The organism is Streptomyces sp. NPDC090108 (assembly GCF_044747185.1).
Taxonomy (GTDB): domain Bacteria; phylum Actinomycetota; class Actinomycetes; order Streptomycetales; family Streptomycetaceae; genus Streptomyces.
This window is the reverse complement of the sequence record NZ_JBIVDQ010000004.1, coordinates 634,831-658,654: the sequence shown is the minus strand read 5'-3', so window position 1 is coordinate 658,654 and position 23,824 is coordinate 634,831. Positions and strand designations below refer to the sequence as shown.

General features: G+C 72.3%; 23 protein-coding genes. 12 read left to right on the top strand and 11 right to left on the bottom strand.

What is annotated here, in order from left to right; all coding sequences use genetic code 11:
- Positions 1–37: 37 nt before the first annotated feature.
- From ACIPRD_RS17710 to ACIPRD_RS17690, 5 genes are all read right to left on the bottom strand, one after another.
- A complete protein-coding gene (locus ACIPRD_RS17710) occupies positions 38–547 on the bottom strand; it encodes an O-acetyl-ADP-ribose deacetylase (RefSeq protein ID WP_401563993.1) in 510 nt (169 codons plus the stop codon).
- Positions 544–1,953 carry a phytoene desaturase family protein gene (locus ACIPRD_RS17705; RefSeq protein WP_401563990.1) on the bottom strand — a complete coding sequence of 470 codons (1,410 nt, stop codon included), beginning with the start codon at positions 1,951–1,953 and terminating at the stop codon, positions 544–546. Before ACIPRD_RS17705 ends, ACIPRD_RS17710 begins: the two co-directional genes overlap by 4 nt.
- Before the next feature lie 259 nt (positions 1,954–2,212).
- Positions 2,213–3,085, bottom strand: a complete 873-nt coding sequence (locus ACIPRD_RS17700) for an inositol monophosphatase family protein (protein ID WP_401563987.1) — start codon at positions 3,083–3,085, stop codon at positions 2,213–2,215.
- Positions 3,086–3,237: 152 nt separating this feature from the next.
- Entirely contained in the window at positions 3,238–5,055 is a 1,818-nt protein-coding gene (locus ACIPRD_RS17695) for a gamma-glutamyltransferase family protein (RefSeq protein WP_401563984.1), read from the bottom strand.
- A gap of 424 nt (positions 5,056–5,479) precedes the next feature.
- The gene (locus ACIPRD_RS17690) at positions 5,480–5,872 is read right to left on the bottom strand and encodes a VOC family protein (RefSeq protein WP_356399491.1); all 393 of its coding nucleotides are present in this window, start codon (positions 5,870–5,872) and stop codon (positions 5,480–5,482) included.
- 147 nt (positions 5,873–6,019) lie between these two features.
- Here ACIPRD_RS17690 and ACIPRD_RS17685 point away from each other — a divergent pair, with 147 nt between their 5' ends.
- Both ACIPRD_RS17685 and ACIPRD_RS17680 read left to right on the top strand, forming a co-directional pair.
- Positions 6,020–6,898: a LysR family transcriptional regulator gene (locus ACIPRD_RS17685; RefSeq protein WP_356399493.1), complete on the top strand. Its 879-nt coding sequence runs from the start codon at positions 6,020–6,022 to the stop codon at positions 6,896–6,898.
- Between the two features lie 295 nt (positions 6,899–7,193).
- A complete protein-coding gene (locus ACIPRD_RS17680; RefSeq protein ID WP_401563981.1) occupies positions 7,194–7,754 on the top strand; it encodes a nitroreductase family protein in 561 nt (186 codons plus the stop codon).
- Positions 7,755–8,100: 346 nt separating this feature from the next.
- Here ACIPRD_RS17680 and ACIPRD_RS17675 read toward each other — a convergent pair whose 3' ends face one another.
- Positions 8,101–8,730, bottom strand: a complete 630-nt coding sequence (locus tag ACIPRD_RS17675; RefSeq protein WP_401563978.1) for a TetR/AcrR family transcriptional regulator — start codon at positions 8,728–8,730, stop codon at positions 8,101–8,103.
- Between the two features lie 128 nt (positions 8,731–8,858).
- Between ACIPRD_RS17675 and ACIPRD_RS17670 the strand changes: the two genes are divergently transcribed.
- Positions 8,859–9,803 (top strand): alpha/beta fold hydrolase, encoded by a 945-nt coding sequence (locus tag ACIPRD_RS17670; RefSeq protein ID WP_401563976.1) that lies wholly within the window; start codon positions 8,859–8,861, stop codon positions 9,801–9,803.
- A 49-nt stretch (positions 9,804–9,852) separates the two neighbouring features.
- Here ACIPRD_RS17670 and ACIPRD_RS17665 read toward each other — a convergent pair whose 3' ends face one another.
- Positions 9,853–10,191: an antibiotic biosynthesis monooxygenase family protein gene (locus ACIPRD_RS17665; protein WP_401564212.1), complete on the bottom strand. Its 339-nt coding sequence runs from the start codon at positions 10,189–10,191 to the stop codon at positions 9,853–9,855.
- 187 nt (positions 10,192–10,378) lie between these two features.
- Here ACIPRD_RS17665 and ACIPRD_RS17660 point away from each other — a divergent pair, with 187 nt between their 5' ends.
- From ACIPRD_RS17660 to ACIPRD_RS17620, 9 genes are all read left to right on the top strand, one after another.
- A complete protein-coding gene (locus tag ACIPRD_RS17660) occupies positions 10,379–10,609 on the top strand; it encodes a chaplin (RefSeq protein ID WP_401564209.1) in 231 nt (76 codons plus the stop codon).
- A 331-nt stretch (positions 10,610–10,940) separates the two neighbouring features.
- Positions 10,941–11,597 (top strand): fasciclin domain-containing protein, encoded by a 657-nt coding sequence (locus tag ACIPRD_RS17655; protein WP_401563973.1) that lies wholly within the window; start codon positions 10,941–10,943, stop codon positions 11,595–11,597.
- Between the two features lie 70 nt (positions 11,598–11,667).
- Positions 11,668–11,904: a hypothetical protein gene (locus tag ACIPRD_RS17650; RefSeq protein ID WP_401563970.1), complete on the top strand. Its 237-nt coding sequence runs from the start codon at positions 11,668–11,670 to the stop codon at positions 11,902–11,904.
- Positions 11,905–12,305: 401 nt separating this feature from the next.
- Complete coding sequence (locus ACIPRD_RS17645) at positions 12,306–13,574, top strand: PucR family transcriptional regulator (RefSeq protein WP_401563968.1); 1,269 nt, start codon at positions 12,306–12,308, stop codon at positions 13,572–13,574.
- A 270-nt stretch (positions 13,575–13,844) separates the two neighbouring features.
- On the top strand, positions 13,845–15,221 hold the full coding sequence (locus ACIPRD_RS17640; protein WP_401563965.1) for an NAD(P)/FAD-dependent oxidoreductase: 1,377 nt from the start codon (positions 13,845–13,847) through the stop codon (positions 15,219–15,221).
- A gap of 67 nt (positions 15,222–15,288) precedes the next feature.
- Positions 15,289–16,704 (top strand): fatty acid desaturase, encoded by a 1,416-nt coding sequence (locus ACIPRD_RS17635; protein ID WP_401563962.1) that lies wholly within the window; start codon positions 15,289–15,291, stop codon positions 16,702–16,704.
- Between the two features lies 1 nt (position 16,705).
- The gene (locus tag ACIPRD_RS17630; RefSeq protein WP_356399509.1) at positions 16,706–16,897 is read left to right on the top strand and encodes a ferredoxin; all 192 of its coding nucleotides are present in this window, start codon (positions 16,706–16,708) and stop codon (positions 16,895–16,897) included.
- 245 nt (positions 16,898–17,142) lie between these two features.
- A complete protein-coding gene (locus tag ACIPRD_RS17625; RefSeq protein ID WP_401563959.1) occupies positions 17,143–17,856 on the top strand; it encodes a hypothetical protein in 714 nt (237 codons plus the stop codon).
- 175 nt (positions 17,857–18,031) lie between these two features.
- Entirely contained in the window at positions 18,032–18,544 is a 513-nt protein-coding gene (locus ACIPRD_RS17620) for a hypothetical protein (RefSeq protein WP_401563956.1), read from the top strand.
- A 34-nt stretch (positions 18,545–18,578) separates the two neighbouring features.
- Here ACIPRD_RS17620 and ACIPRD_RS17615 read toward each other — a convergent pair whose 3' ends face one another.
- From ACIPRD_RS17615 to hydA, 4 genes are all read right to left on the bottom strand, one after another.
- Entirely contained in the window at positions 18,579–19,328 is a 750-nt protein-coding gene (locus tag ACIPRD_RS17615) for a hypothetical protein (protein WP_401563954.1), read from the bottom strand.
- A 232-nt stretch (positions 19,329–19,560) separates the two neighbouring features.
- Positions 19,561–21,075, bottom strand: coding sequence for an NCS1 family nucleobase:cation symporter-1 (locus ACIPRD_RS17610; protein WP_401564206.1), 1,515 nt, complete (start codon positions 21,073–21,075; stop codon positions 19,561–19,563).
- Positions 21,076–21,366: 291 nt separating this feature from the next.
- On the bottom strand, positions 21,367–22,386 hold the full coding sequence (locus ACIPRD_RS17605) for a TIGR03842 family LLM class F420-dependent oxidoreductase (protein ID WP_356399514.1): 1,020 nt from the start codon (positions 22,384–22,386) through the stop codon (positions 21,367–21,369).
- A gap of 11 nt (positions 22,387–22,397) precedes the next feature.
- Entirely contained in the window at positions 22,398–23,801 is a 1,404-nt protein-coding gene (hydA, locus tag ACIPRD_RS17600) for a dihydropyrimidinase (RefSeq protein WP_356399516.1), read from the bottom strand.
- Between the last annotated feature and the right edge of the window lie 23 nt (positions 23,802–23,824).

Sequence of the window (23,824 nt, the reverse complement as noted above, 5' to 3'; positions counted from 1 at the left end):
GCCCGGACGGGCCGCCGTACCCGCGTGTGCCGGTCCGTCAGCCGAGCTGCCGGGCGAAGGCCTCGTACGCCGGCTCGTCGAAGAGCACGAACCGCACCTCTTCGACGGCGGTCGGGGTGGTGCGTACCGTCTCCACCGCGATGCGGGCCGCGTCGTCCATCGGCCACCGGTAGACGCCGGTGGAGACGGCCGGGAACGCGACCGTGCGGGCGCCCAGTTCGTCGGCGACGCGGAGCGACTCCCGGTAGCAGGAGGCGAGCAGCTCGGGATCGCCCCCTGAGGCCTGGTACACCGGCCCGACGGTGTGGATCACCCAGCGGGCGTCCAGGTCGCCGGCCGTGGTCGCGACGGCCTGACCGGTGGGCAGGCCCTTGCCGTACCGGGAGGCGCGCAGGGCGCGGCACTCCGCGAGGACGGCGGGACCGCCGCGCCGGTGGATCGCGCCGTCGACGCCTCCGCCGCCCAGCAGGGAGGAGTTGGCCGCGTTCACGATGGCGTCGGCGCTCTCGCGGGTGATGTCGCCCTGGACGAGGGTGATGGTGGTCATGCCTGCCTCAGTCTCCGCCAGACGGCCCTGGCCGCGTTGTGTCCGGACATCCCGTGCACACCGGGTCCCGGCGGGGTGGCGGAGGAGCACAGGAACACCGCCGGGTGCGGGGTGCGGTACGGGTGCAGGGACAGTCTGGGGCGCAGCAGCAGCTGGAGCCCGGAGGCGGCGCCGCAGGCGATGTCGCCGCCGACGTAGTTGGCGTTGCCGGCGGCCATCTCGGGCGGTCCGGCCGTGGCACGGGCCAGGACCCGGTCCCGGAAGCCGGGCGCGAAACGCTCCAGCTGACGCTCGACGGCATCGGTGAGGTCACCCGTCCAGCCGTTGGGGACGTGACCGTAGGCCCAGAAGACGTGCTTGCCCTCCGGGGCACGGGTGGGATCGGTCACGCTGGGCTGCACGGTGATCAGGAACGGCTTCTCCGGGGCGCGGTTCTCCCGGGACGCCTCGCGCAGGGCCCGGCCGATCTCCGCGCGGCTCGCGCCGATCTGCACGGTGCCGGCGACGCGCGCCTCGGGCGCCGTCCACGGGACGGGACCGTCCAGCGCGTAGTCGATCTTGAAGACGCCGGGGCCGTACCGGTAGCGGTCGTAGTGGGCGCCGAAGCCGGCGATGCGGGCGAGCGCGGTGGGCGAGGTGTCGAAGACGTAGGCGCGCGCGGGCGGCAGATCGTCCAGGCGCTTGATCTCGTAGTCGGTGTGCACGGCGCCGCCGAGGTCCACAAGGTGGGCGGCGAGCGCGTCGGAGATCGCCTGGGAGCCGCCCTTGGCCACCGGCCAGCCGCGGGCGTGCGCGGCGAGGGCGAAGACCAGGCCGACGGCTCCGGTGGCGAGGCCGCCGAGCGGGGCCATCACATGGGCGACCAGGCCGGAGAAGAGGGCCTTGAACCGCTCGTCGTGGAAGCGGCTCATCAGCGCGGTGGAGGGCGGCAGCCCGGCCAGGCCGAAGCGGGCGAGGGTGACCGGGTCGCGCGGCAGCGCGGTCGACGGCAGGGACATGAAGTCCCGGACGAGGGTGTCCCACCGGGGCAGGAACGGGGCGACCAGTCTGCGGTAGGTGCCCGCGTCGCGCGGGCCGAAGGAGGCGGCCGTCTCCGCGACGGAACGGGCCAGCACGGCCGCGCTGCCGTCCGGGAACGGGTGCGCCATCGGCAGCTCGGCGTGCAGCCACTCCAGGCCGTAGCGGTCCAGGGGCAGGTCGCGGAACGCGGGCGAGTTGATCCCGAGGGGGTGCGCGGCGGAGCACGGGTCGTGCCGGAAGCCCGGCAGCGTCAGCTCCTCGGTGCGGGCCCCGCCGCCGACGGTGGGGCGCGCCTCGAACAGAGCCACGGAGAAGCCGCGGCGGGCCAGTTCGACGGCGGCGGTCAGACCGTTCGGTCCCGCACCCACCACGACCGCGTCGAGCATCGTCGGCACCTTCGGACCCCCTCGTCAGCCGGTGGCAACCCGGCTTCAGGATAGGCCCGGGGGCCGTCGGCGACCGGGCCGGGTGTCCGGGCGACGCCCTCCGCACCGCCCGGCGGGACGGCGGGTACGGACAGAACGGACGGCCCGCACCCGGACCGCGTGCCCGGACCCCGCACCCCGACCGCGTGCCGGGACCCCGGACTCCGCGCCCCGACCGCGTGCCGGACCCCGGACTCCGCGCCCGGACCGCGTGCCCCGGCTACGCGCCGGTGCGCAGCAGTTCCGTGACGCGGCGGGCGGTGGCGGCGTCGCGGGCGGCGGTGAAGGGCAGCGCGTTGCCGCCGGTCACGCGGAACGGCTCACCGGACGTGGTGAGGTGGGTGCCGCCCGCCTCCTCGACCAGCAGCAGGCCCGCCGCGTGGTCCCAGGCCGCTTCCCAGTTGAAGGCGACGGCGTCCAACTCGCCCCTGGCGATGGCGAGATACTCCAGGCCGGCCGCTCCGCAGGGGCGCGGGGCCACTCCGTCGGTCCACAGCGGGCGCAGCGCGCGCTTCTGCTCGTCGGTGGTGAAGTCCGGGTGGGAGGTGGCCACTCGGAGGTCCTGGCCGGGCGCGGGCACGCCGGCGAACAGCCGCTCGCCGTCCAGGAAGGCACCCTGTCCGCGTACGGCGGTGGCGAGCTGGTCGCGGGCGGGGGCGTAGGTCCAGGAGGCGAGGACGGTACCCCGGTGGGCGAGGGCGACGAGCGTGCCGAAACCGTCGTCGCCGTGCACGAACTGCCGTGTGCCGTCCACCGGGTCGACGATCCAGACCGGGGCGTCGCCCTGGAGCGCCTCGTACATCGCCGGGTTGGCGTGCACGGCCTCCTCGCCCACGACGACCGAACCGGGCAGCAGGGCGCCGAGGGTCGCGGTGAGCTGGCGCTCGGCGAGGCGGTCGGCGTCCGTCACCAGGTCGTGGGGTCCGCTCTTCTCGTCCACCTCGTGCTCGGCGAGCCTGCGGAAGCGGGGCAGGATCTCGGTCGCGGCCGCCTTGCGGATCGCTTCCTCCACATCGCCGGAGTGACGGGCGAGGAACTCTCCCCCGAGGACTTCGTCCAGGGGGGACCTCCAGGTTTCCGTGTCGTCGATCATGCCTCCATGAGACCACGCCGCTGTGACAAAGCCCCCCGGGAAAATGGCCGGAGGGTGGAATCCGCGGGAAGAACGGGTGCCGGAGCCGGTGCCCCGGCCGAGCCCCGGCGCACCTCCCGTCCCGCCCGTCCCTCAGCGCCTCCCAGCGGCCCTCACCGCCCCACCGCGTACCCCTGCATCCCGCGCGGGTTGGCCGCGGCGGACAGCACGCCGGTGCGGGGGTCACGGGCCACCGCGCAGAGGCGGCCCTCGGACCAGGCGGGGCCGACGGTGACGTCGTGGCCGCGGCGGCGCAGCCCCTCGACGACGGCGTCCGGCATGCCGCTCTCCACCGTGACACTGCCGGGGCGGCGGCCGCGCGGGTAGAACGAGCTGGGAAAGCTGTCGTTGTGCCAGTTCGGCGCGTCGACGGCCCCCTGGAGGTCGAGGCCGCCGCGGACGGGTGCGCGCAGGACCGCGGCCAGGAAGAAGTGCAGCTGCCACTGGTCCTGCTGGTCGCCGCCGGGGGTGCCGAACGCCAGCACCGGCACCCCGTCGCGCAGCGCGAGCGACGGGGTGAGGGTGGTACGGGGGCGGCGGCCGGGGGTGAGGGAGTTCGGCAGGCCCTCCGCGAGCCACGTCATCTGGAGCCGGGTGCCGAGCGGGAAGCCGAGTCCGGGCACGACGGGGTTGGACTGGAGCCAGCCGCCGCTGGGCGTGGCCGCGATCATGTTGCCCCAGCGGTCGACGACGTCGAGGTGGCAGGTGTCGCCGCGGGTGGTGCCGTCGGGGGCCACCGCGGGTTCGCCGGGCGCCCGCGCGACCGTGGGCTCGCCCGCGCCCATCGGATCGAACCCGGCACCGGCGCCCGTGTCCACGCACGCGTGGGCCTGCTCGGGAAGGAGCGGGATCCGGCCGCCGGGGCTGCCGGGGCGCAGCTCGTACGAGGCCTTGTCGCCGACGAGTTCGCGCCGCCCGGCGTTGTAGGCCTCCGACAGCAGCTCGGGCAGCGGTACTTCGGCGGCGTCGCCGTACCAGGCCTCGCGGTCGGCCATGGCGAGCTTGCAGCCCTCGATCAGCAGGTGGACGTACTCGGGCGAGCCGTAGGCGGGCAGTTCGGGCGGGAGCAGGGCCAGTTGCTGGAGGAAGGCGGGACCCTGGCTCCAGGGGCCGGCCTTGCACAGCGTCCAGCCGTTCCAGTCGTACGTCGCCGGTGTCTCGTACGAGGCCGACCAGCCCGCCAGGTCGGCCTCGGTGAGCGTGCCGGTGTGGCGTTCGCCGCTGGTGTCCATGGTGGGCCGGCGGGACTGCCGCAGCAGGGCCTCGGCGATGAAGCCGGAACGCCACACCTCGCGGGCGGCGTCGATGCGTGCCTCGCGGTCGCCCGCGCCGGCGGTCTCGGCGAGGAGCCGCTTCCAGGTGGCGGCGAGCGCGGGGTTGCGCAGCAGTTCCCCGGGCCGGGGTGCCCGGCCGCCCGGCAGGTACACCTCGGCCGAGGAGGTCCACTCCGTCTCGAACAGCGCCCGCACGCTCTCCACGGTCGTGCCCACGTTCTCCACGGGGGCGTGCCCGTGTTCGGCGTAGCCGATGGCGTACTTCAGGACGTCGTCGAGGGAGCGGGTGCCATGGTCGCGCAGGAGCAGCAGCCACGCGTCGAAGGCGCCGGGCACGGCGGCCGCGAGCGGTCCGGTGCCGGGGACGAGGTCCAGCCCGAGGCCGCGGTAGTGCGCGACGGTGGCACCGGCCGGGGCGACGCCCTGCCCGCACAGCACGCGCACCTCGCCGCGGGCCGGGGCGAGCAGGATCGGCACCTCGCCCGCGGGCCCGTTGAGATGCGGCTCGACGACGTGCAGGACGAACGCGCCCGCCACGGCCGCGTCGAAGGCGTTGCCGCCGGTCTCCAGGACCGCCATAGCGGACTGGGAGGCCAGCCAGTGCGTGGAGGACACCATGCCGAAGGTGCCTTGGAGGGTGGGTCGGGTCGTGAACACAGGCCTCTCACCTCGCTGTTTACGTGTATCGGGTCGGATGACGGGCGTTCGGGACGGGGCCTGGGCTGAATCTGGGGAGTGTGCGCCGGCGGTCCCCTTCCCCGCTCCCCGGGGAGGCTATAGGTCGCCCCGCGCCCCTTCTTCCGACCGACTCCCCTGCCGTCTCTCGCCGACGCGGAGCGGGTGGCGGGTACAAGGAGATGAGTCACCCGGCCGGAGGTCGTGCCGCAGGATCCACTGGGGCGGATGGACGAGTCCTTCGCCGTTCCGTCACACTCGCCAAGCGGCCGGGGCACTCGTCGCCCGCCATCACCCGTCGACCGCTGTCCCGACTTCGTGCCGGAGCCGCGGAGGGTACGGGCTTCGTGTGCGGTTGCGCACGCGGACACGGCACGCGGCGCTCAGGCGCCATGCGGGTACCGGCTCAGGCGTCGTGCGGGTACCAGCGCAACTCGACGGTGTTGCCGTCGGGGTCGCGCACGTAGAGCGAGGTCGCGGTGCCCCGGGCGCCGAAGCGCTCGCCGGGACCGTCCAGCACGGTGAACACACCGGAATCGATGACCTGCTGCCAGTCGAGCGGCTCGACGACCAGGCAGATGTGGTCGACGTTGGAGCCCTCGGGCCCCGGCTCGCCGGTCCCCTTGATCAGGTCGATGAGGGTGGTGGGGCTCACCCGTACGGACGGGAAGGGCACCTGGCCCGCCCGCCACTCCTGTACCCGTACCGGCTCCAGCCCGAGCGGCCCGGTGTAGAAGGCGAGCGAGCGTTCGATGTCGGCGACGTTGAGGACGAGATGGTCGAAAGCGATCACGCGCATGGGTGGCTCCTTGAGGTGGGACCGCAGGCGGCAGGAGGGCGGGGTGACGGCTGTTCACCGGCTGCCGCCGCTTCAGCATCGCCGGGGCACCGTCCATGGGTCCAACACATGCTTGTCATCCGATCCATCGCATTCAAGGATGGATCGATGGATCTCCAGCAGATGCGTTACGTCCTCGCGGTGGCGGACACGGCGAACTTCACCCGCGCCGCCGAACGGTGCCATGTCGTCCAGTCGGCGCTCAGCCATCAGGTGGCCCGGCTGGAGAAGGAACTGGGAGCCCGTCTCTTCGAGCGGACCAGTCGCCGGGTACGGCTGACCAAGGCCGGTGAGGCGTTCATGCCCGCCGCCCGACAGGCACTGGAAGCGGCGGAACGGGCGCGAGCGGAGGTGGCGGCGGCCACCGGGGAGATACGGGGCAGGCTGACCGTCGGCTCGATCCCCACGGTGGCGGCCGTCGATCTTCCGGCCGTGCTCCGCGATTTCCATTCCAGCTATCCCCAGGTGCAGATCGTTCTGCGGGCCGGCTCCAGCGAACGGCTCGTGGAACAGGTACGCGACGGCGAGCTGGACGCGGCCTTCCTCGGGGTGCAGCCGGGATACCGGCCGCAGGGCGTCCGCAACCGGGAATTCGCCGAGAGTCCGCACGTCGCTGTCCTCGCCCTGGGGCACCACCTGGCCGACGAGGACGAGGTGGACCTGCGCCTCCTCGCCGGAGAGGTGTTCGTGGACTTCGCCGAAGGGAGCGCCGCACGCGCCCAGTCGGACCAGGCGTTCGCGTCGGCCGGCCTGCGACGGGACGTGGCCTTCGAGGTGTCCGGCGTCGAACTCATGGTCCGTATGGTCCGCAACGGACTGGGCATCGCGCTGCTGCCCGCGTCGTTCGACGCCGAGTTGCACGGCCTGCGGCGCGTGCCGATCAGCAACGGCCCCGTACGGGTGGAGCATCTGGTCTGGAGCCGCTCCACCCCGTCCCCGGCAGCCTCGGCCTTTCTCGGCCTGCTGGGTGTCGGAACAGCCGCCTGACACAAGCGTCTCCGCGCCACCGCAGGCCGCCGCTCGGGGCCGTACGGCCGACGCACTCGGCATGGAGACACCCTGGAGGTTCAGAGACGTGTGACCAGCCCCCGTACACCCAGCGCAGCCAGTCCCGACAGGGCCAGTGGCGCAGCGGAGACAAGCGCGGCAGGACGGTGTGGTTCGAACTCCCGCTCCCCGCAGCCAAGACGGGCCTGAACCGACCGGCAGAGGCCTTGCTCAGCCTCTTCTGGCGCTCGCACCGGTCGGAATACATACGCGCGGGCGCCGGTTGCAGCGGGACATGCACCCTCCTCAGGAGCGTCCCAGCGGCATGCACCCACTGCTTGCCGGGCGTTTCAGCCCTTACCGGTTCGATCCGTCGGCGGTTGTCGACGACCACGCACTCGGGCTGCTGCTGGAGGCCGCGCGGTGGGCGCCGTCGGCGGGCAACTCCCAGCCGTGGGGCTTCTTCACCGCCAGGCCCGGTGAGCCGGAGCACGAGCGGGTGCTCCCTCACCTCGCGCCCAGCTCGGCCCGCTGGGCGACGGACGCGGGGCTGCTCGTCGTCACGCTGACGCGCCGGCACATCGATGACACCGAGATCCTCTACTCCGAGTTCGCGGACTACGACCTCGGCCAGGCCGTCGCCCACCTGACGCTTCAGGCCCAGGCCCTGGGGCTGGCCACGCACCAGTTCCGGGCCTTCGACCTGGAAGGGCTCACCAAGGAACTGGACCCGAACCCGGGCTGGGCGATCGTCTCCATGGTCGCGGTGGGCAAGGCGGTCGGCGGGCCCCGGGAGGACCGCACCCGGCACAGCGTCACGCACGTGCGCTCCGCTCCCTGGTCACCGGCGGTCTGACCCCGACGTCTCGTGACGGTCCGCCGACCCAGGTCGCGGCCGCGTACTCCGTGTCGGAGTAGGCGATCACGAGCACGCCGTCGAGGTCTGCCGTGACCTGTCCACCCGGCGTGCGGCGAGGGTTCTGATGTCCTGCGCCGTCGTTCCCCCGCCGCGCCCGTCTGGCCCCGTCCCCCGTTCCGAATGACATCGCCCTCCCGCCTTCCGCGAAGGCGGGCTCACCTGAGAGCCCCACAGGACGGCATTCTCGAACTACTCGGCAGCCCCACAGATCGCAGACGCTCCACCCGCCGACTCGATTGAGATCGGATCGACAAGACACTCCCCGGCCCCCGCCTCAGGGCCCTCACCCGTCAGTCCCCGAGGAGTCCCGCGCCCCCTCGAAGAGCCGGTCGAGGTGGTACCGCAGCACCGCGACGGCCGATTCCGGCTTCCGCTGGCCCACGAGGATGGCGGTCCCCAGGCCCGCCGACATCGCCAGCAGGCCGATCGCCTCCGCGCGCGGGTCGGCGCCGCGGGCGAGCAGCCCCGCCTCCCGCGCCTGCTCCAGCAGACGGGTCACGGCGTCCTCGGCCGCGTCGGGATTCTCGACGAACGGCTCGGCGGCCAGGGCCCCGTCGGTCACGGACAGGACCGCGTACGAGGTGTAGAGCAGATGGAAGGTGCGGCTCTCCTCGTCGTCCGGGAGGGCGGCGAGCAGCAGCGCCTCCACGGTCGCACGCGGGCCGGGGTCGTCGCCCACGTCCCGGAGACGGGCGCCCACGCGCGCGGTGAAGCGGTCCGTCAGGTGCTTGAGGCCGTAGAAGAGCAGCTTCTCCTTGGTCTGGAAGTAGTACTGCACCAGCCGCAGGGAGACGCCCGCCTCCGCGGCCACGTCCCGCATGCCGACGGCGTGCAGTCCGCGCCGTCCGGCGACCCGGATGAGCGCCTCGGCGATCCCGGCTCGCCGCTCCTCGTGGTCCACGAGCTTCGGCATGGTTCACATCTCCCGCCCGACAGAGGTCAGTCACCGGTCCGAACCGTCCCGGCCTCGTTCATGGTACCGCCGTACCATCATCATGGTACGGTCGTATCACGAAAATCCGAGAGCCCCGGAGGCGCCCCGTGTCCCCGTCCGTGCACCGCACCCGTCCCCGCCGCGACATCGGCCACTACGTCGACGACGCCCTGCGCGACCGGTACTTCGCCGCGTGCGACGCCGTCTACGCCCTGGGCGCGCCCGCCGTCGCGGAGACGGACGTCGAGACGAGCTTCGGCACCACCCACGTCTACCGCTACGGCCAGGGCGACCCGGCCCACGCGTCCCGGACGCCGGTCGTGCTGATCCATGGCTCCGGCGGCTGCTCCGCCCAGTGGTACCCCAACACCCGCGGGCTCGGCGCCGAACGGCCCGTCTACGCCCTCGACACCCCGGGCGACCCCGGGCGCAGCGTGCAGCGCGAGGCGATGTGGCAGCCGGAGCGGGCGGCCCAGTGGCTCGACGAGGCGCTCGCGGGGCTCGGCCTCGACCGCGTCCACCTCGTGGGCTCCTCCTACGGCGGCTGGCTCGTCCTCAACCAGGCGCACCGCCGTCCCGGCCGTGTCGCCTCGGCCACCCTCCTCGACCCGGGCGGCCTGGAGAAGGTGGGCCTGCGCTTCTTCGTCTGGATCTTCGTGAGCCTCTTCGCGACGCTCGCCCCGAAGCCGCTGCGCCCGCGCCTCGCCGCGTGGCTGGAGCAACCGGTCGTCGTGGTGCCCGAGTTGCGCGCATGGGTTCTGGCGGGCGTCCGGGCCTTCCGGATACGCCGCCCGGCGCCGCTGCCGCTGACCGACGACGAACTGCGCACCATCGGCACCCCGCTCTACGCCGCCCTGGGCCGGCGGAGCCTCCTGGTGCACCCCGCGCGGCAGGTGGAACGCGTACCGCGCCTGATCCCCGGCGCCCGCGCCGAGATCATCGCCAACACCGGCCACGGCCCGGCGATCGACCACCCCGACCTGCTCAACGCCAAGATGCTGGACTTCATGCGGGACGTCGACGCCTCCGGCCCGGCAGCACCGCAGACCTGACGACAGGCGCGAGGTCCGGGCCCCACCGCCTGATCGGCAGGACACCCTTTCAAGGGTGTCGCGGAAGGTTGGTTCCGGGTGGGTCTCGGTGAGGATCGACCCTGGGTATTCCCGCTCGCGCGTCGAGGCGCTGTCGCCGAATGCCGGCCGTGTCGATCAATGGCATGGCACGCGAGATGCGCTCCCTGACCGCGTCAAGCCGCAGCGACGCCTGGTGAGCCGCCTCGGACTCCCGGATCTCGGTCGCCCACACGCCATCGGGATCGGTCTCGTCGACCGAGATCACATGGAGCCGGCAACCCGGCATGGTCTCCGACCGGTCGTTCCCGGTCAGGATGTCCCCTAACGCGTCCCGCTCGCCCGGCTCGGCGCCGAGCCGACCGTGGATCGTTTACATGCGCCAAACGCTACAGCCGCACGTTTGTAGGCCGATCGGGCGAATCCTGGCTCTACGGGCAATCCAGGGGCGAGGCCGTGGCGGATCAACGGTGCCTGGCCACACCTGGGCCGGCTCGGCGCTTGCCGCCGAGAGTGACGACGAGAGGAAGACGAGCATGGCTCACCTGACATCCCGCATGGTGCGGAGCACGGCACTGCTGGCTTCGGCCGGCGCGATGGTGTTCGCCGGCGCGACGGTCGCGGCGGCCGACAGCGGCGCAACGGGGGCAGCGGTCGGCTCCCCGGGCGTGCTGTCCGGCAATGTGCTCCAGATCCCCGTGCACGTGCCGATCAACCTCTGCGGCAACACCGTGAACGTGATCGGTGCTCTGAACCCCGCCTTCGGCAACGCCTGCGTGAATGACTGATCAGGTGCTCTGAACCCTGGTTCCGCCTTTGCCGGCAGGGTGTTGTGCGGGCGCTCCGGTCTCGCACGACACCCTGCGCCGAGCGTCAGCCCGAGCAGCCGGGACAGATTTTCACCCGGAGCAGGGATCTGACCAATCCGCTCCGGCCGCAGATACGGATTCCCCCTGCGAGGGAAGACCGGACCAGCCGACGACCCCACCAGGTCGTGCCGGTCGCCGAGTGCACCGAACTGCACCGTCGCTTCCGGCAGCGCGGCACGCGTACAGCGTCTTCCCTCCGTGTTGCTTCTGAACGGCAGCATCATGCTGCAACGTCGGACTGGAGATTTCGATGAACACCCGTACCCGTCGTACCGCCGGTATTCTCGCCGCCGCCGCTGTGCTGCCCCTGGCCCTGAGCGCCTGTTCCGGCAGTGACTCCGGCAAGTCCGGCTCCAAGGACAAGGCATCGGCGTCGGCCACCCGGAGTGGCGGCATGAGCGGCTCTTCGGCGAGCAAGGCGAGCAACATGGACCAGCCGTTCGGCCCGGCCTGTTCCTCCGTGCCGAAGAACGGCGCCGGTTCCTTCGACGGCATGGCCAAGGACCCGGTGGCCACCGCCGCCTCCAACAACCCGGCCCTGTCCACGCTGGTGACCGCGGTGAAGAAGGCCGGTCTGGTCGACACCCTCAACAACGCCCAGAACATCACCGTGTTCGCGCCGACCAACGACGCGTTCGCCAAGCTCCCGAAGGCCACCCTCGACAAGGTCCTCAACGACAAGGCCCAGCTGACGAAGATCCTCACCTACCACGTCGTCGGCCAGAAGCTGACGCCCAAGGACCTGGAGAACGGGACCTTCCCCACCCTGGAGAAGTCCAAGCTCATGACCTCGGGCATGGGCGAGTCCTACACGGTGAACAACTCCTCGGAGGTGGTCTGCGGCAACGTGAAGACGTCCAACGCCAACGTCTACATCGTCGACTCCGTCCTCATGCCCAAGAGCTGACCCAGCAGCCGCCGGCCCACGTGCCCGCCGAGACGCCAGGAGAGTTGCGCGTCACGGCGGGCGGCACCCCTTGCAGCGCCTGCCGGCCACCGCGCTGGAGAACGGCAGCCCTATGGACGACAAGTCTTCCCCGACCACGCCCCCGGACAATGCCTTCGTCCCCGTCCCCGGCTGCTGGATCTGCGACCTGCTGGCATCAGTCGCCCGCGAGGCGTGGTGCGGTGAACATGGCCTGACGCCCCGCGACTGGCTCTCCGTCACCGCCAGCGGCATGCTGCACCACATGACAGCCCACGCGGGTCACTGAACGCACAGGTGCTGCGTGAGAAACCGGTCGCGACGAGCGCGTCGAATCCCCACCGAGCCGGCGGCGGCCCTCATGGGATTGCCCCCCGGGGCCACTCCTCGGCACCTCGAAGCTACAGGCGAGCGGCCCTCTGCCTGGACCCTCCCAGCCTCTCGCCGTGGGGAGCGGCTGGGGAGTCTCTCATCACCAAGGGCGAGACCCTGGGGAGAGGCCAGCGACCCGACCCGGGAGTCTCTATGCCGAAGGTGCCTTGGAGCGTGGGCCGAGTCGTGAACTGCATCTCTCACCTCGATGTCGGCAGGCGCCCGTCGTCCCCTCCATCCAACATCACACGGCCCGCGGGGAGATCACGGAGAACGGCATCGTTCCCCGCGACCGCCGCCACGAGTACGCTCCGCGCTGTGCCTCTGCTCACGACGGACACGCTCCGGTGTGCCGCCTCCTCCCTGGTGCCGGACATGGACGCGCTGACCGGCGCGGTCGCGTCGTCGATCACGGCGGAACTGCCGGAGCTCGTCCGGGACGCGCGGACCGAGGAGTTCTTCCGGAGCACGGTGCTCGACAACGTGGTGACGGCACTGCGGGTGCTGAGCACCGGCCGTGACGACGAGGAGTTCGAAGCGCCCCCGGTGACACTGGAGTTCGCCCGGCGGCTCGCGCAACAGGGTGTCCCGATCACGGTCCTGCTGCGCGCCTACCGCATCGGCCAGGCGGTCTTCCAGCAGCGGGTCATCGCCCGGATAGCCGCCGGGGACGTCACCGCGGAACAGGTCGCGGGCGCGACCATGGCGCTGGCCTCGCTCGTCTTCTCCTTCATCGACCGGGTCTCCGAACAGGTCGTCGCCGCGTACGTGCGGGAGCGCGACACCTGGATGCGGCACCACAACACCCTGCGGCTGGCCCGGGTCCAGGCCCTCCTCGACGGCAGGAGCTCCGGCACGGACGAACTCGACGCCGTACTCGGGTTCTCCTCTTCGCGGCCGATGGCGGGCGTGGTCGTGTGGTGCGGCCGGGAGACCGCCGAGGCGGACCGGCCGGGCCGGCTGGAGAAGCATCTGGACCGGCTGGCGGCCCTGTCGGGAGCGGTCCCGCGCCCGGTCCTGTCCGTCGCCCCCGACAGCTCGACGCTGTGGGCGTGGATCCCGTGCACACGGGCCGGCCTCGCCGCCGTGACCGCGCACCCGCCCGAAGCGCCGGGGGACGTACGGGCGGCCGTGGGGGAACCGGCCTCGGGGCTCGACGGGTTCCGCGTCAGCCACCGGCAGGCGTGCCAGGCGCAGACGATCGCCCTCGCCGCCGGTCCCGGTCACACCCGTCCCTTCCTGACGTCGTCGCAGCTCGGCCCGCTCGCGCTGGTGGCGGCGGAGGTGCGGGACCTGCGCGCGTGGGTGGGTACGGTGCTCGGCGGGCTCGCCGACGACGACGAGAACTGCGCCCGCATGCGGGAGACCGTCTGGTCGTACCTGTCCAGCGGCAGCAGTCTGAACGCGGCGGCGGCCGAACTGCACCTGCACAAGAACACCATCCAGTACCGGATCCGGAAGGCGGAGGAGACGCGCGGCCGGCCGTTCTCCGAGGGCCGGGTCGACGTGGAGGTCGCCCTTCTGGCCTGCCGGCTGCTCGGAGACACGGTCCTGCGCCCGGTGCCACCGGCACCGCCCCGGCGCTGAACGGCGCGGCCCGAGGCCGCAGTTCCGACAGCACCGGGAGCGGCCCGTTGTGCCGTGGACCAGTCGCGCGGGGGAGCGTCCGTTCCACGGACCGATGACCGCGCGCGGGTGGCGGCGAAGACTTGCGGTCGCGGGTGGGCAGAGCCCGCTCATCCAGGCCTTCTTCGCGACGACGCCCCCGGAGGACCGCATGCCCGACGCCGAACACGCCTCAGGTGTCTCGGACACCCCTCGCCTCCGCGGACCCGTCCCGGAGCGGGGACCGGCGTCGTGAGGAAAGCGGGACTGGTGGTCGTGGGCGCGTCGCTCGCGGGGCTGCGGGCCGTGGAGGCCGCGCGGGCGAGCGGCTACGCGGGACCGGTCACGCTGATCGGGGCCGAGCCGCATCCGCCGTACGACCGGCCGCCGTTGTCGAAGGCGTTCCTCCAGGGCGGGGAGGGGGACGAGTACGGGGACGGGGACGCCCCCGCCGTTCCCACGCTCGCGGGCGCGTCCGCGCTCGCCGCGCTGGGCGTCGACGTCCGGCTCGGCGAACCGGCCACCGGTCTGTGCCTGGAGGCGCGCGAGGTCGTGGCCGGCGGCCGCGCCGTGCCCTTCGACTCCCTGGTCGTCGCCACCGGCTGCACGCCGGTCACGCTGTCGGACATCGGCGTCGCCCTGGACGACGCGGGCGGCCCGGTCGACGTGGGCGGCGCGGGCGTCCCTGACGACACGGCCGGCCCGGTCGGCGGGGCCGGCGGGATCGGCGGGATCGGCCATGTCCCCGCGGTCGGCCCGGTCGGAGCCCGGGGTGCCGCTCGTATGGATGGCGTGCACACCCTGCGGACCGTAGAGGACGCCCGCGCGGTACGGCGTCATGTGCTCGCCGGAGCCCGGACCGTGCTGGTCGGCGGCGGCTTCGTCGGCGCCGAGGTCGCCACCGCTCTCCGCGCGCGGGGCGCGGTGGTGACGATCGTCGAGGCGGCCGACGTGCCCCTCGTGCGGGCCGCGGGACCGGTCGTCGCGCCCCTGCTCGCGGACCTGCACGCCCGTGCCGGGGTCGACCTGCGCCTCGGTGTGTCGGTCCGGCGGGTGAGCCGGGGCCCGGACGGCAAGCGGGTCGTGCTGTCCGACGGTTCGGTGCTCGACGCGGACCTCGTGCTCGCCGGCGTCGGGGCCCGGCCGGCCACCGGGTGGCTGGCGGACTCCGGGCTGCCCGTGGGCGACGGCGTCCTCTGCGACGAGACGCTCCGCGCGGCGCCGGGCGTCCACGCCGCCGGGGACGTGGCCCGCTGGCACAACCCGCTGTTCGGTACGGCGATGCGGCTGGAGAACCGCACGGCGGCCGCCGAGCTGGGCACCGCCGCGGGACGCAACGCGGTCGGCCCGGCTGCCGCGGTGCCGGTGGTGCCCTACTTCTGGTCGGACTGGTACGGCTCGCCCATCCGGATGGCGGGCGTCGCGGCGGCCGACGAGGTCAGGGTCACCGGCGCCCCGGAGAGCGGCTCGTGGACGGCCCTGTACCGGTCGGGCGACCGCGTCGCCGGAGCCCTCACCGTGGGCCTGTCCCGCCAGGTCATGAAGTACCGGGCCATGATCGCGCGTCGCGCGCCCTGGGAGACCGCGTGCGCGTTCGCCGGAGCCGCCCGCACGGCCCGGCACCTCTGACGGCTCCCCCCTGCTCCGACGGCTCCCCCACCCAGATCCACCGGTCCCGCTGCCCAGGAGGCGCGTCATGAAGACCTATCCGCTCGCCACCCCGATCGACGGGAAGGAGGTCTGGTACGACCGGAAGCGCCATCTGTGGCTCCTCGGCCTGGTCGTCCCGTCGCTGCCCTTCCTCGCCGGCCTGCTCCGGACGCTCACGGGACACGATCTGTTCCTCTGGCTCGGACCCGTCGTGCTGCTCACCGTCGTACCGCTGATCGACCTGGTCGCCGGGAACGACCCGGGCAACCCGCCCGACTCGGTCATCGAGGCCCTTGAGGAGGACCGCTACTACCGCTGGGTGACGTACCTGTATCTGCCGCTGCAGTACGGCGGTTTCGTGTGGGGCATGTGGTTCGTCGCGGCCGGCGGCGTCTCCGCCGGAGGGCGGGCCGGCATGGCGCTCACGCTCGGCACGGTGTCCGGCGTCGCCATCAACACCGCGCACGAACTGGGGCACAAGCGCGACGAACTGGAGCGGTGGCTCGGCAAGATCGCCCTCGCCCAGTGCTTCTACGGCCACTTCTACATCGAGCACAACCGCGGCCACCACGTCCGGGTCGCGACGCCCGAGGACCCGGCGTCCAGCCGCATGGGAGAGAGCTTCTACCGCTTCTGGCCGCGCACGGTGTACGGCTCGCTGCGCAGCGCCTGGCGGGTCGAGCGCAGGCGCTACGCGCGACGGGACACGCACCCGTTCCGGCCCGGCAACGACGTCCTCAACGCGTGGCTGATGTCGGCCGTCCTGTGGGGCGCGCTGATCGCGTGGCTGGGTGTGGGGATCGTGCCCCTGCTGGTGCTCCAGGCGGTGTTCGGGTTCTCGCTGCTGGAGGTCGTCAACTACATGGAGCACTACGGGATGCTGCGGCAGAAGGTCACGCACGGCAGCAAGCAGCGCTACGAGCGGGTCACTCCCTCGCACTCCTGGAACTCCAACAACATCGCCACCAACGTGCTGCTCTACCACCTCCAGCGGCACAGCGACCACCACGCCAACCCGACCCGGCGCTTCCAGACCCTGCGGGACTTCGCGGAGAGCCCGGTGCTGCCGACCGGGTACACGGGGATGATGGTCGTGGCGCTGTTCCCGCCGCTGTTCCGGCGGCTCATGGATCCGCGCGTGGTGGCCCACTTCGACGGCGACGTCCGCCGCGCCAACGTCCGGCCCGGCAAGCTGGAGAAGCTGCTCGCGAGGTATCCCGTGCCGTCGCGGGCGCCCGCCGTCGTCGACGGTGTCGACCGCTCGGCCCGTACCTTCGCCGACGGTGTCGAGGCCGCCCGCTGCCCGGGCTGCGGCCACACCTACGTCGTCGCGGAGGGCAACGAGCTGGAGGGATTCGCCGCCGGCACGCCGTGGTCCCGTGTCCCCGACGACTGGACCTGCCCGGACTGCGGCGTCCGCGAGAAGGTCGACTTCGTCCCCCTGACCCGAGAGGCACTCTGACATGCGCGTGATCGCCGATCTCCACCGCTGCGAGGGCCTCGGTATGTGCGAGGCCATGGCCGACCGCTACTTCGAGGTCGGGGACGACGACGTGGTGCGCGTGCTCGACGAACGGCCGGGGGACGACGACCGGCAGCTCGTCGACGCCGCGGTGAAGTCCTGCCCGGTCTCGGCTCTGCGCCTGGAGAATTGAGCCCGGAGACCGGGGCGGGGTACGGAGACCGGGGCACGCCCCGAAGCCCGGAGGCGGGGCACGCGGGGGGGCGGACGGCCCGCGGACAAGGCGGGCACACCGGACGGCGGGAGCCGGGCCCGCGTGACCGTACGGGCACGCTGCGAGTTTTCCCTTCCGCCTCACAGTCAGTCATGTGAGACTGTCGTCCGCGTCCACCCCGCGGATCCCCCCGTCCGCACCCCCTCCCCCACGAGAAGTGAGCCGTGCGTTCCCTTCCTCTGCCGCTCGCCCTGTCCGCGCGTCTCTCGCCGGTCGTCGTGCTCGCCTGTGTGGGCTGGACGATGGCCGGGGACCCGGCCCCGCCGGCCGACGCCGCTCACCAGTCGGCCGGACAGAACCCGGCCGGATCCTCCGGCGCCTCGTCCTCGGACTCCGCCGGCTCCCCGGGCTCCTCCGGCTCCGGGGACGCCTCGTCGGCGCCCGCGACGAAGACGTACGCCTCCGCTCCCGCCCCGTGCACCGGGGTGCCGGTGGCGAGTGTCAAGTCCCTGGTGCCCGGGGCGAAGACGGCGGGCAAGGAGATCCCGTCGACCGACCCGTCCCTGCGCCGGACCTGTTCCTGGAACGCCCTGGACGGCTACAACTACCGCTGGCTGGACGTCTCGTACGAGATCTCCGCCTCGGACCAGGCGGCGACGAAGCAGTTCCAGCAGCGTGTCGGCGAGAAGAGCGGCGGCGGCGCGGTCCCGGGGATCGGCGACTCGGGCTACTCCGTCGTGAACCTCACCACGGAGGACAAGCAGCAGACCCGTGAGGGTGTGGTGATGGCCCGCGTCTCCAACGCCCTGGTGGTGGTCACCTACAGCGGCAGCGACTTCGAGTCCAAGAAGGCCCCGGCCACGGACGAGATCAACAAGGGTGCCATCAAGGCCGCGAAGGCCGCGGTGGCCGCCCTCCAGAACTCCAAGTCCGGCTGATCCGCACCGCGTCGGGCCACCGCCCCCGTCTCTCTCCTCCCCCTCCCCCTCACCGCCTCGCCCGGCACCCCGACCCCACGACCAGGCATCTTCACGGGAACAAATCTTCGATCAAGGCGCCTGGGGCGGTCTTACCATGGGCCGAGCACAAATGATCTACACATGAGGGGGACTCATGACCGGGACCATCGCGGTGTACGCGCATCCACCGCGGTTCCGCCGGGGCGGGGTGTTCGCGGTGGCGGTCGACGGGGTGACGGCCGGCCATGTCAGGCAGGGCGAGGCGGCGCGGTTCCCGGTGACACCCGGCACGCACACGGTCCGGATCCTCGCGAAGGACCGCACCCGCTCCAACACGGTGACCGTCGACGTCGTCGAGGGCCGGGACTTCCTGGTCACGACCCGGAGCACCGGGCTGATCGCCGGCTTTCTGATCCCGCTCGTCCTGGGCTTCTCGTTCCCCTACGCCTACACGCTCGGCGCCCTCCTTCTCCTCGGCGCGGCGTGCTGGGCCGTCCCCGGCCTGCTCTTCCGCGTGCGGGCCGAAGGCGTCCACGAGCGGCGGACCGCGCGGTCGGACACCGGAACCGGGACGCCGGCCGGCAACGACGCGCCTGCCGGAAACGGCCTGTGGTGGGAGTCGGACCCGGTCCTCGCCAAACGTATCCGCGACCGATCCGGCTCCTGACATCCCCGCCGCTCCGCGGGGCTCGCCGCCGGCCTCAGCCGCCGGACCGCCGCGTCCGCGGTAGCGCCGCCCCCACGATGGGAAGTGTCAGCCCGGCGAAGAGGAGAAGCACCGCGAGGCCGCTGAGGACCGGACTCAGCTTCTCCTCGACGGAAAGGGGCCACGGGCTGCCGAGGAGGCGGCACAGGACGTAGGAGCCCTTGGACACGGCGTACGCGACGCCCAGCGCCGCGGCCAGGCCCGACAACGCGAAGCCCGCGCCGCTCCAGGGGTGGGCACCCCGGTCGCGCCGGGCGGTCCGCGTACACAGGACGGCGAGCTCGGCACAGGTGAGCAGCACGTACGCGAGGTAGACGAGCAGGTAGACGGCGATCCGGGTGTCCCCGGAGCAGGCGGTGGTGAACTCGATGCCGGGGCGGTCGGCCGAGAGGAACAGCGTCACCAGGAGCGCGAGTTCCACCCCGGCGGCGCCCGCCCGCACACGGATGCCGGCACGTGGGTGCACGGGCCGGTGAGCGAGATCGACCATCGCGATCTGGAGCGCCGCGCACCAGAGGACGGCGCACACATGAGCCACCAGCTTGCCCACGTTGGAGACACCGGTGAGGCTTTCGGCCGCATTCGCGACCACGGGGACGGCGAACAGGACCCCCAGCGTGCAGACTCCGAACGCGACGGCGATGGACCAGTTCGACACCCGCGGGTCTCTCAGGGCCCTTCCGGTGCGCAGAGCGGTGACGAGCACGCCCGCCGCCGCGCAGGTCCCGAAGACTATGCCGTCCAAGTCCAGCCCCTCCCCCGAGGAGGCCGCGCGCCCGGCGGCCTCACGTTCGCGTGGCCGCCGTTCCGGCACGCACGGCCCCTGGAGCCCGCGCGTAGCGGCACGGGCGCCAGGCGGAGATCATCGCACCGCAGCCCCCTGCTCCGCGATCTTCGCGTAGGGATCGAAGGACGCGCGAGGCGCGTGCACGACCTGCTGTGCACGCGCCTCGGGTGGCGGTCGGTCGGGGTGGGGGTCAGGCGTCCTCGTCGTGTCCTTGGCCGAGGCTGAGCAGGGTGTAGAGGAGGACGGCGGAGGCCAGGCCCACCGCCCAGCCGTAGTCGGCGAGCGGCTTGAGGAACGGGATCACGCCGTCGGCGGGGAACGGGCCCTGCTTCACTCCGCCGACGACCGTCGAGTACGAGCCGCCGACGGCCAGGACACCGCCGACCACGAACGCCGCCACCGCGCGCAGGTTCCAGCCGCCGGTGTACCAGTACCGGCCGTCGGAGCGGTACAGCTCACCGAGGGCCAGCCGGGTGCCGCGCACGATCCAGTAGTCGGCGACGAGGATGCCGGCCACCGTGCCGAGCAGGCCGCCGACGAACCCGAGCCACGTGAAGATGTACACGTGCGGGTTGGCGATCAGCTTCCACGGCATGATCAGGATCCCGACCACGCCGGTGATCAGCGCCCCGGTGCGGAAACTGACCAGCTTGGGCAGCAGGTTGGACAGGTCGTAGGCCGGGGAGACGACGTTGGCGGCGATGTTCACCGACAGGGTCGCCACCATCACGATCAGCAGGGCGAACAGCGCGCCGACGGTGTTGCTCATCTTCGCGCTGAGCGCGATCGGGTCCCAGACCGGCACCCCGTAGACGGCCTGTGAGCCGGACGTGACCAGCACGGACAGAACGGCGAAGAGCGTCATCGTGGTCGGCAGGCCGAGGGCCTGGCCCCACAGCTGGGCGCGCTGACTGCCGCCGAAGCGGGTGAAGTCGGGGATGTTCAGCGACAGCGTGGACCAGAAGCCGATCATGCCCATGAGCGAGGGGAAGAAGACCTTCGCGAAGTCGCTGCCCCAGCCCAGACGCGACGGCTGGTCCAGCAGCGGGCCGAAGCCGCCCGCCTTGGCGGCCATGAAGCCGAGCAGCACCAGCGCGCCGACGATCACCAGCGGTGCCGCCCAGTTCTCGACCCGGCGCAGGGTCTCCATGCCGCGGGTGATGATGGCCACCTCGACCAGCCAGAACACCAGGAACGACAGCCACTGGGTCCATGGAGTGCCCGCTGTCGAACCGGCGTTCAGCCAGTCGTCGCCGAACAGTTTGCCCGCCAGCAGGAAGATGCCCTCGCCGCCGATCCAGGTCTGGATGCCGAACCAGCAGCAGGCCACCGCGGCCCGGACCATCGCGGGCAGGTTCGCGCCGCGCACCCCGAACGAGGCCCGTGCGAACACCGGGAACGGGATCCCGTACTTGGTTCCCGCGTGACCGCTGAGCAGCATCGGACCGAGCACGATGACGTTCGCCAGCGCGATCGTCAGCACCGCCTGCTTCCAGTCCATGCCCAGCGCGACCAGCCCCGAGGCCAGCGTCCACGAAGGGATGCAGTGCGCCATCCCGACCCAGAGGGCCAGGTAGTTGTACGTTCCCCAGGTCCGGCGCTCGATCGCGACCGGGACCAGGTCCGCGTTGGCGAAACGCGAGTCGTCCAGCACCGCCGGATCGGTCAGGGCGACCCGGCCGTCCGGGTACACCTGCTGTGCCACGGCCGGCTCGGCCAGGGTTCTCTCACTGGAGGACAACGGAGACCACCTCGTATCTCGGAGATCCGTGCAGGGACATGAACCCGGGGCGCCGTGGAGTGATCCAGGAGAGCGCCCCGGCCCCCTTCCCGGCGGGCGGGAAGGGGGACGGTCGACCGGTGGGGCGGGCGGCCCGGTGAGGCGGCGCGGACCGGTGGGGCGCGGTCGGCCGGGGGCGGAGTGAGCCGGTGGGGCGGAGTGAGCCGGTGGGGCGGGGTCGGCCGATGAGGGGCGGGTCGGCCGGTGAGGGGGGGGTCAGCCGTTGACGGCCGGGATGACCTTCGAGCCGTAGGCGTCGATGGTGGCCTCCTGGGCGTCGTGCATGTCGTAGACGGCGAACTGGTCGACGCCCAGCGCGCGCAGGGCGTTCAGCTTCTCGATGTGCTTCTCGGCCGGGCCGATCAGGCAGAACCGGTCCACGATCTCGTCGGGCACGAACTGGGTGTCGGGATTGCCGCTGCGCCCGTGGTGGGCGTAGTCGTAGCCCTCACGGGACCTGATGTACTCGGTGAGTTCCTCGGGGACCCGGCCGGAGTGCTCGCCGTACTTGGCGACCAGGTCGGCGACGTGGTTGCCGACCATGCCGCCGAACCAGCGGCACTGCTCGCGGGCGTGGGCGAGGGCCTCGGGCGAGTCGTCCTCGGTGACATAGGCCGGGGCGGCCACGCAGACGGTCACCTCGTCCGGATCGCGGCCGGCGGCGACGGCGGCCTCCTTGACGGCCTTCACCATGTACTCGGTCAGATAGAGGTCGGCGAGCTGGAGGATGAACCCGTCGGCCTCCTCGCCGGTCATCTTCAGCGCCTTCGGCCCGTACGCGGCCATCCAGACGGGCAGTTCGGCGCCCTCCGCGACCCACGGGAACCGGATCTTCGTGCCGCCGAGGTCGGCCTCGTCGCCCCGGCCGAGCGCGCGGATCACCTTCATCGCCTCGCTGATCCGGGCCAGGGTGTTGGGCTTGCGGCCGGCGACGCGCATCGCCGAGTCGCCGCGGCCGATGCCGCACACCGTGCGGTTGCCGTACATGTCGTTCAGGGTGGCGAAGGTGGAGGCGGTGACCTCCCAGGTGCGGGTGCCCGGGTTGGTGACCATCGGGCCGACCTTCAGCCGGTCGGTGTGCGCCAGGATCTGGCTGTAGATGACGAACGGCTCCTGCCACAGCACGGCCGAGTCGAAGGTCCAGCCGTAGGTGAAGCCGTTGCGCTCGGCCCGCTTCATCAGGCTGATGACACGGGAGGCGGGCGGATCGGTCTGCAGGACGAGTCCGAAGTCCATGGGCGCGGCTCCTAGTTGAGGTACTGACAGGTGGAGCGCGGGGTGAAGACGCCGTGCCCGGCGCGGCCGGTGTACTCCCGCTCGGTGATGACGGGCTCGCCCCGCGACAGCACGGTCTCGACGCGGCCGGTGGTGCGCCGGCCCTCGTAGGCCGAGTAGTCGACGTTCATGTGGTGGGTCTCGGCGGAGATGATCTGCTCGGCGTGCGGGTCGTAGATGACGACGTCGGCGTCGGCACCGGGGGCGATGGTGCCCTTCTTCGGGTAGAGGCCGAACATCCGGGCCGGGGAGGCGCAGGCGATCTCGATCCAGCGGCGCCGGGAGATGTGCCCGTCGACGACGGCCTGGTGGAGCAGGTCCATGCGGTTCTCCACGCCCGGCAGCCCGTTGGGGATCTTGGAGAAGTCGCCGCGGCCCAGTTCCTTCTGGCCGGTGAAGCAGAAGGGGCAGTGGTCGGTGGAGACGACCTGGAGGTCGTTGGTGCGCAGGCCCCGCCACAGGGCGGCCTGGTGCTCCCTGGGCCGCAGCGGGGTGCTGCACACGTACTTGGCGCCCTCGAAGTCCGGCTCGGCCAGGTTGTCGGTGGACAGGAACAGGTACTGCGGGCAGGTCTCGCCGAAGACGGGCAGGCCCTCGTCGCGGGCCCGCGCCAGCTCGGCCACGGCCTCCTGGGCGGAGACGTGCACGACGTAGAGCGGGGCGCCGGCGACCTGGGCGAGCTTGATGGCGCGGTGGGTGGCCTCGGCCTCCAGCAGCGCCTTGCGGACCTCGCCGTGGAAGCGGGGGTCGGTCTCGCCGCGGGCGAGGGCCTGTTCGACGAGCACGTCGATGGCGATGCCGTTCTCGGCGTGCATCATGATCAGTCCGCCGTTCTCGGCGGAGCGCTGCATGGCGCGCAGGATCTGGCCGTCGTCGGAGTAGAAGACCCCCGGGTAGGCCATGAACTGCTTGAAGGAGGTGACCCCTTCCTCCACGAGCAGGTCCATCTCCTTGAGCGTCTCCTCGTTCACGTCGGAGACGATCATGTGGAAGCCGTAGTCGATCGCGCAGTTGCCGTCGGCCTTGGCGTGCCAGGTGTCCAGGCCCTCGCGCAGGGTGTGGCCGACGCTCTGGACGGCGAAGTCGATGATCGTGGTCGTACCGCCCCAGGCGGCCGCCCGGGTGCCGGTCTCGAAGGTGTCGGAGGCGAAGGTGCCGCCGAAGGGCAGCTCCATGTGGGTGTGGGCGTCGACGCCGCCCGGGATGACGTACTTCCCGGTGGCGTCGATGACCCGCTCGGCGGTGAACGCCTCGGCGGCGGGTGTGCCGGAGGCGGCGAGGGCGGCGATGCGGCCGTCCTCGATCAGGACGTCGGCGTGGATCTCGTCGGACGCGGTGATCACCAGTCCGCCGCGGATGACGGTACGGCTGCTCATGTGCCCTCTCCTGCCAGGGTGGA

Excerpts from the sequence above, each read along its gene's own strand:
- ACIPRD_RS17620 (WP_401563956.1), top strand. The coding sequence starts at position 18,032 with ATGACCGGGACCATCGCGGTGTACGCGCATCCACCGCGGTTCCGCCGG.
- ACIPRD_RS17690 (WP_356399491.1), bottom strand. The coding sequence starts at position 5,872 with ATGCGCGTGATCGCTTTCGACCATCTCGTCCTCAACGTCGCCGACATC.
- ACIPRD_RS17655 (WP_401563973.1), top strand. The coding sequence starts at position 10,941 with ATGAACACCCGTACCCGTCGTACCGCCGGTATTCTCGCCGCCGCCGCT.
- ACIPRD_RS17700 (WP_401563987.1), bottom strand. The coding sequence starts at position 3,085 with ATGATCGACGACACGGAAACCTGGAGGTCCCCCCTGGACGAAGTCCTC.
- ACIPRD_RS17630 (WP_356399509.1), top strand. The coding sequence starts at position 16,706 with ATGCGCGTGATCGCCGATCTCCACCGCTGCGAGGGCCTCGGTATGTGC.
- ACIPRD_RS17635 (WP_401563962.1), top strand. The coding sequence starts at position 15,289 with ATGAAGACCTATCCGCTCGCCACCCCGATCGACGGGAAGGAGGTCTGG.
- hydA (WP_356399516.1), bottom strand. The coding sequence starts at position 23,801 with ATGAGCAGCCGTACCGTCATCCGCGGCGGACTGGTGATCACCGCGTCC.
- ACIPRD_RS17710 (WP_401563993.1), bottom strand. The coding sequence starts at position 547 with ATGACCACCATCACCCTCGTCCAGGGCGACATCACCCGCGAGAGCGCC.
- ACIPRD_RS17605 (WP_356399514.1), bottom strand. The coding sequence starts at position 22,386 with ATGGACTTCGGACTCGTCCTGCAGACCGATCCGCCCGCCTCCCGTGTC.
- ACIPRD_RS17705 (WP_401563990.1), bottom strand. The coding sequence starts at position 1,953 with ATGCTCGACGCGGTCGTGGTGGGTGCGGGACCGAACGGTCTGACCGCC.
- ACIPRD_RS17675 (WP_401563978.1), bottom strand. The coding sequence starts at position 8,730 with ATGCCGAAGCTCGTGGACCACGAGGAGCGGCGAGCCGGGATCGCCGAG.
- ACIPRD_RS17680 (WP_401563981.1), top strand. The coding sequence starts at position 7,194 with ATGCACCCTCCTCAGGAGCGTCCCAGCGGCATGCACCCACTGCTTGCC.
- ACIPRD_RS17660 (WP_401564209.1), top strand. The coding sequence starts at position 10,379 with ATGGTGCGGAGCACGGCACTGCTGGCTTCGGCCGGCGCGATGGTGTTC.
- ACIPRD_RS17685 (WP_356399493.1), top strand. The coding sequence starts at position 6,020 with ATGGATCTCCAGCAGATGCGTTACGTCCTCGCGGTGGCGGACACGGCG.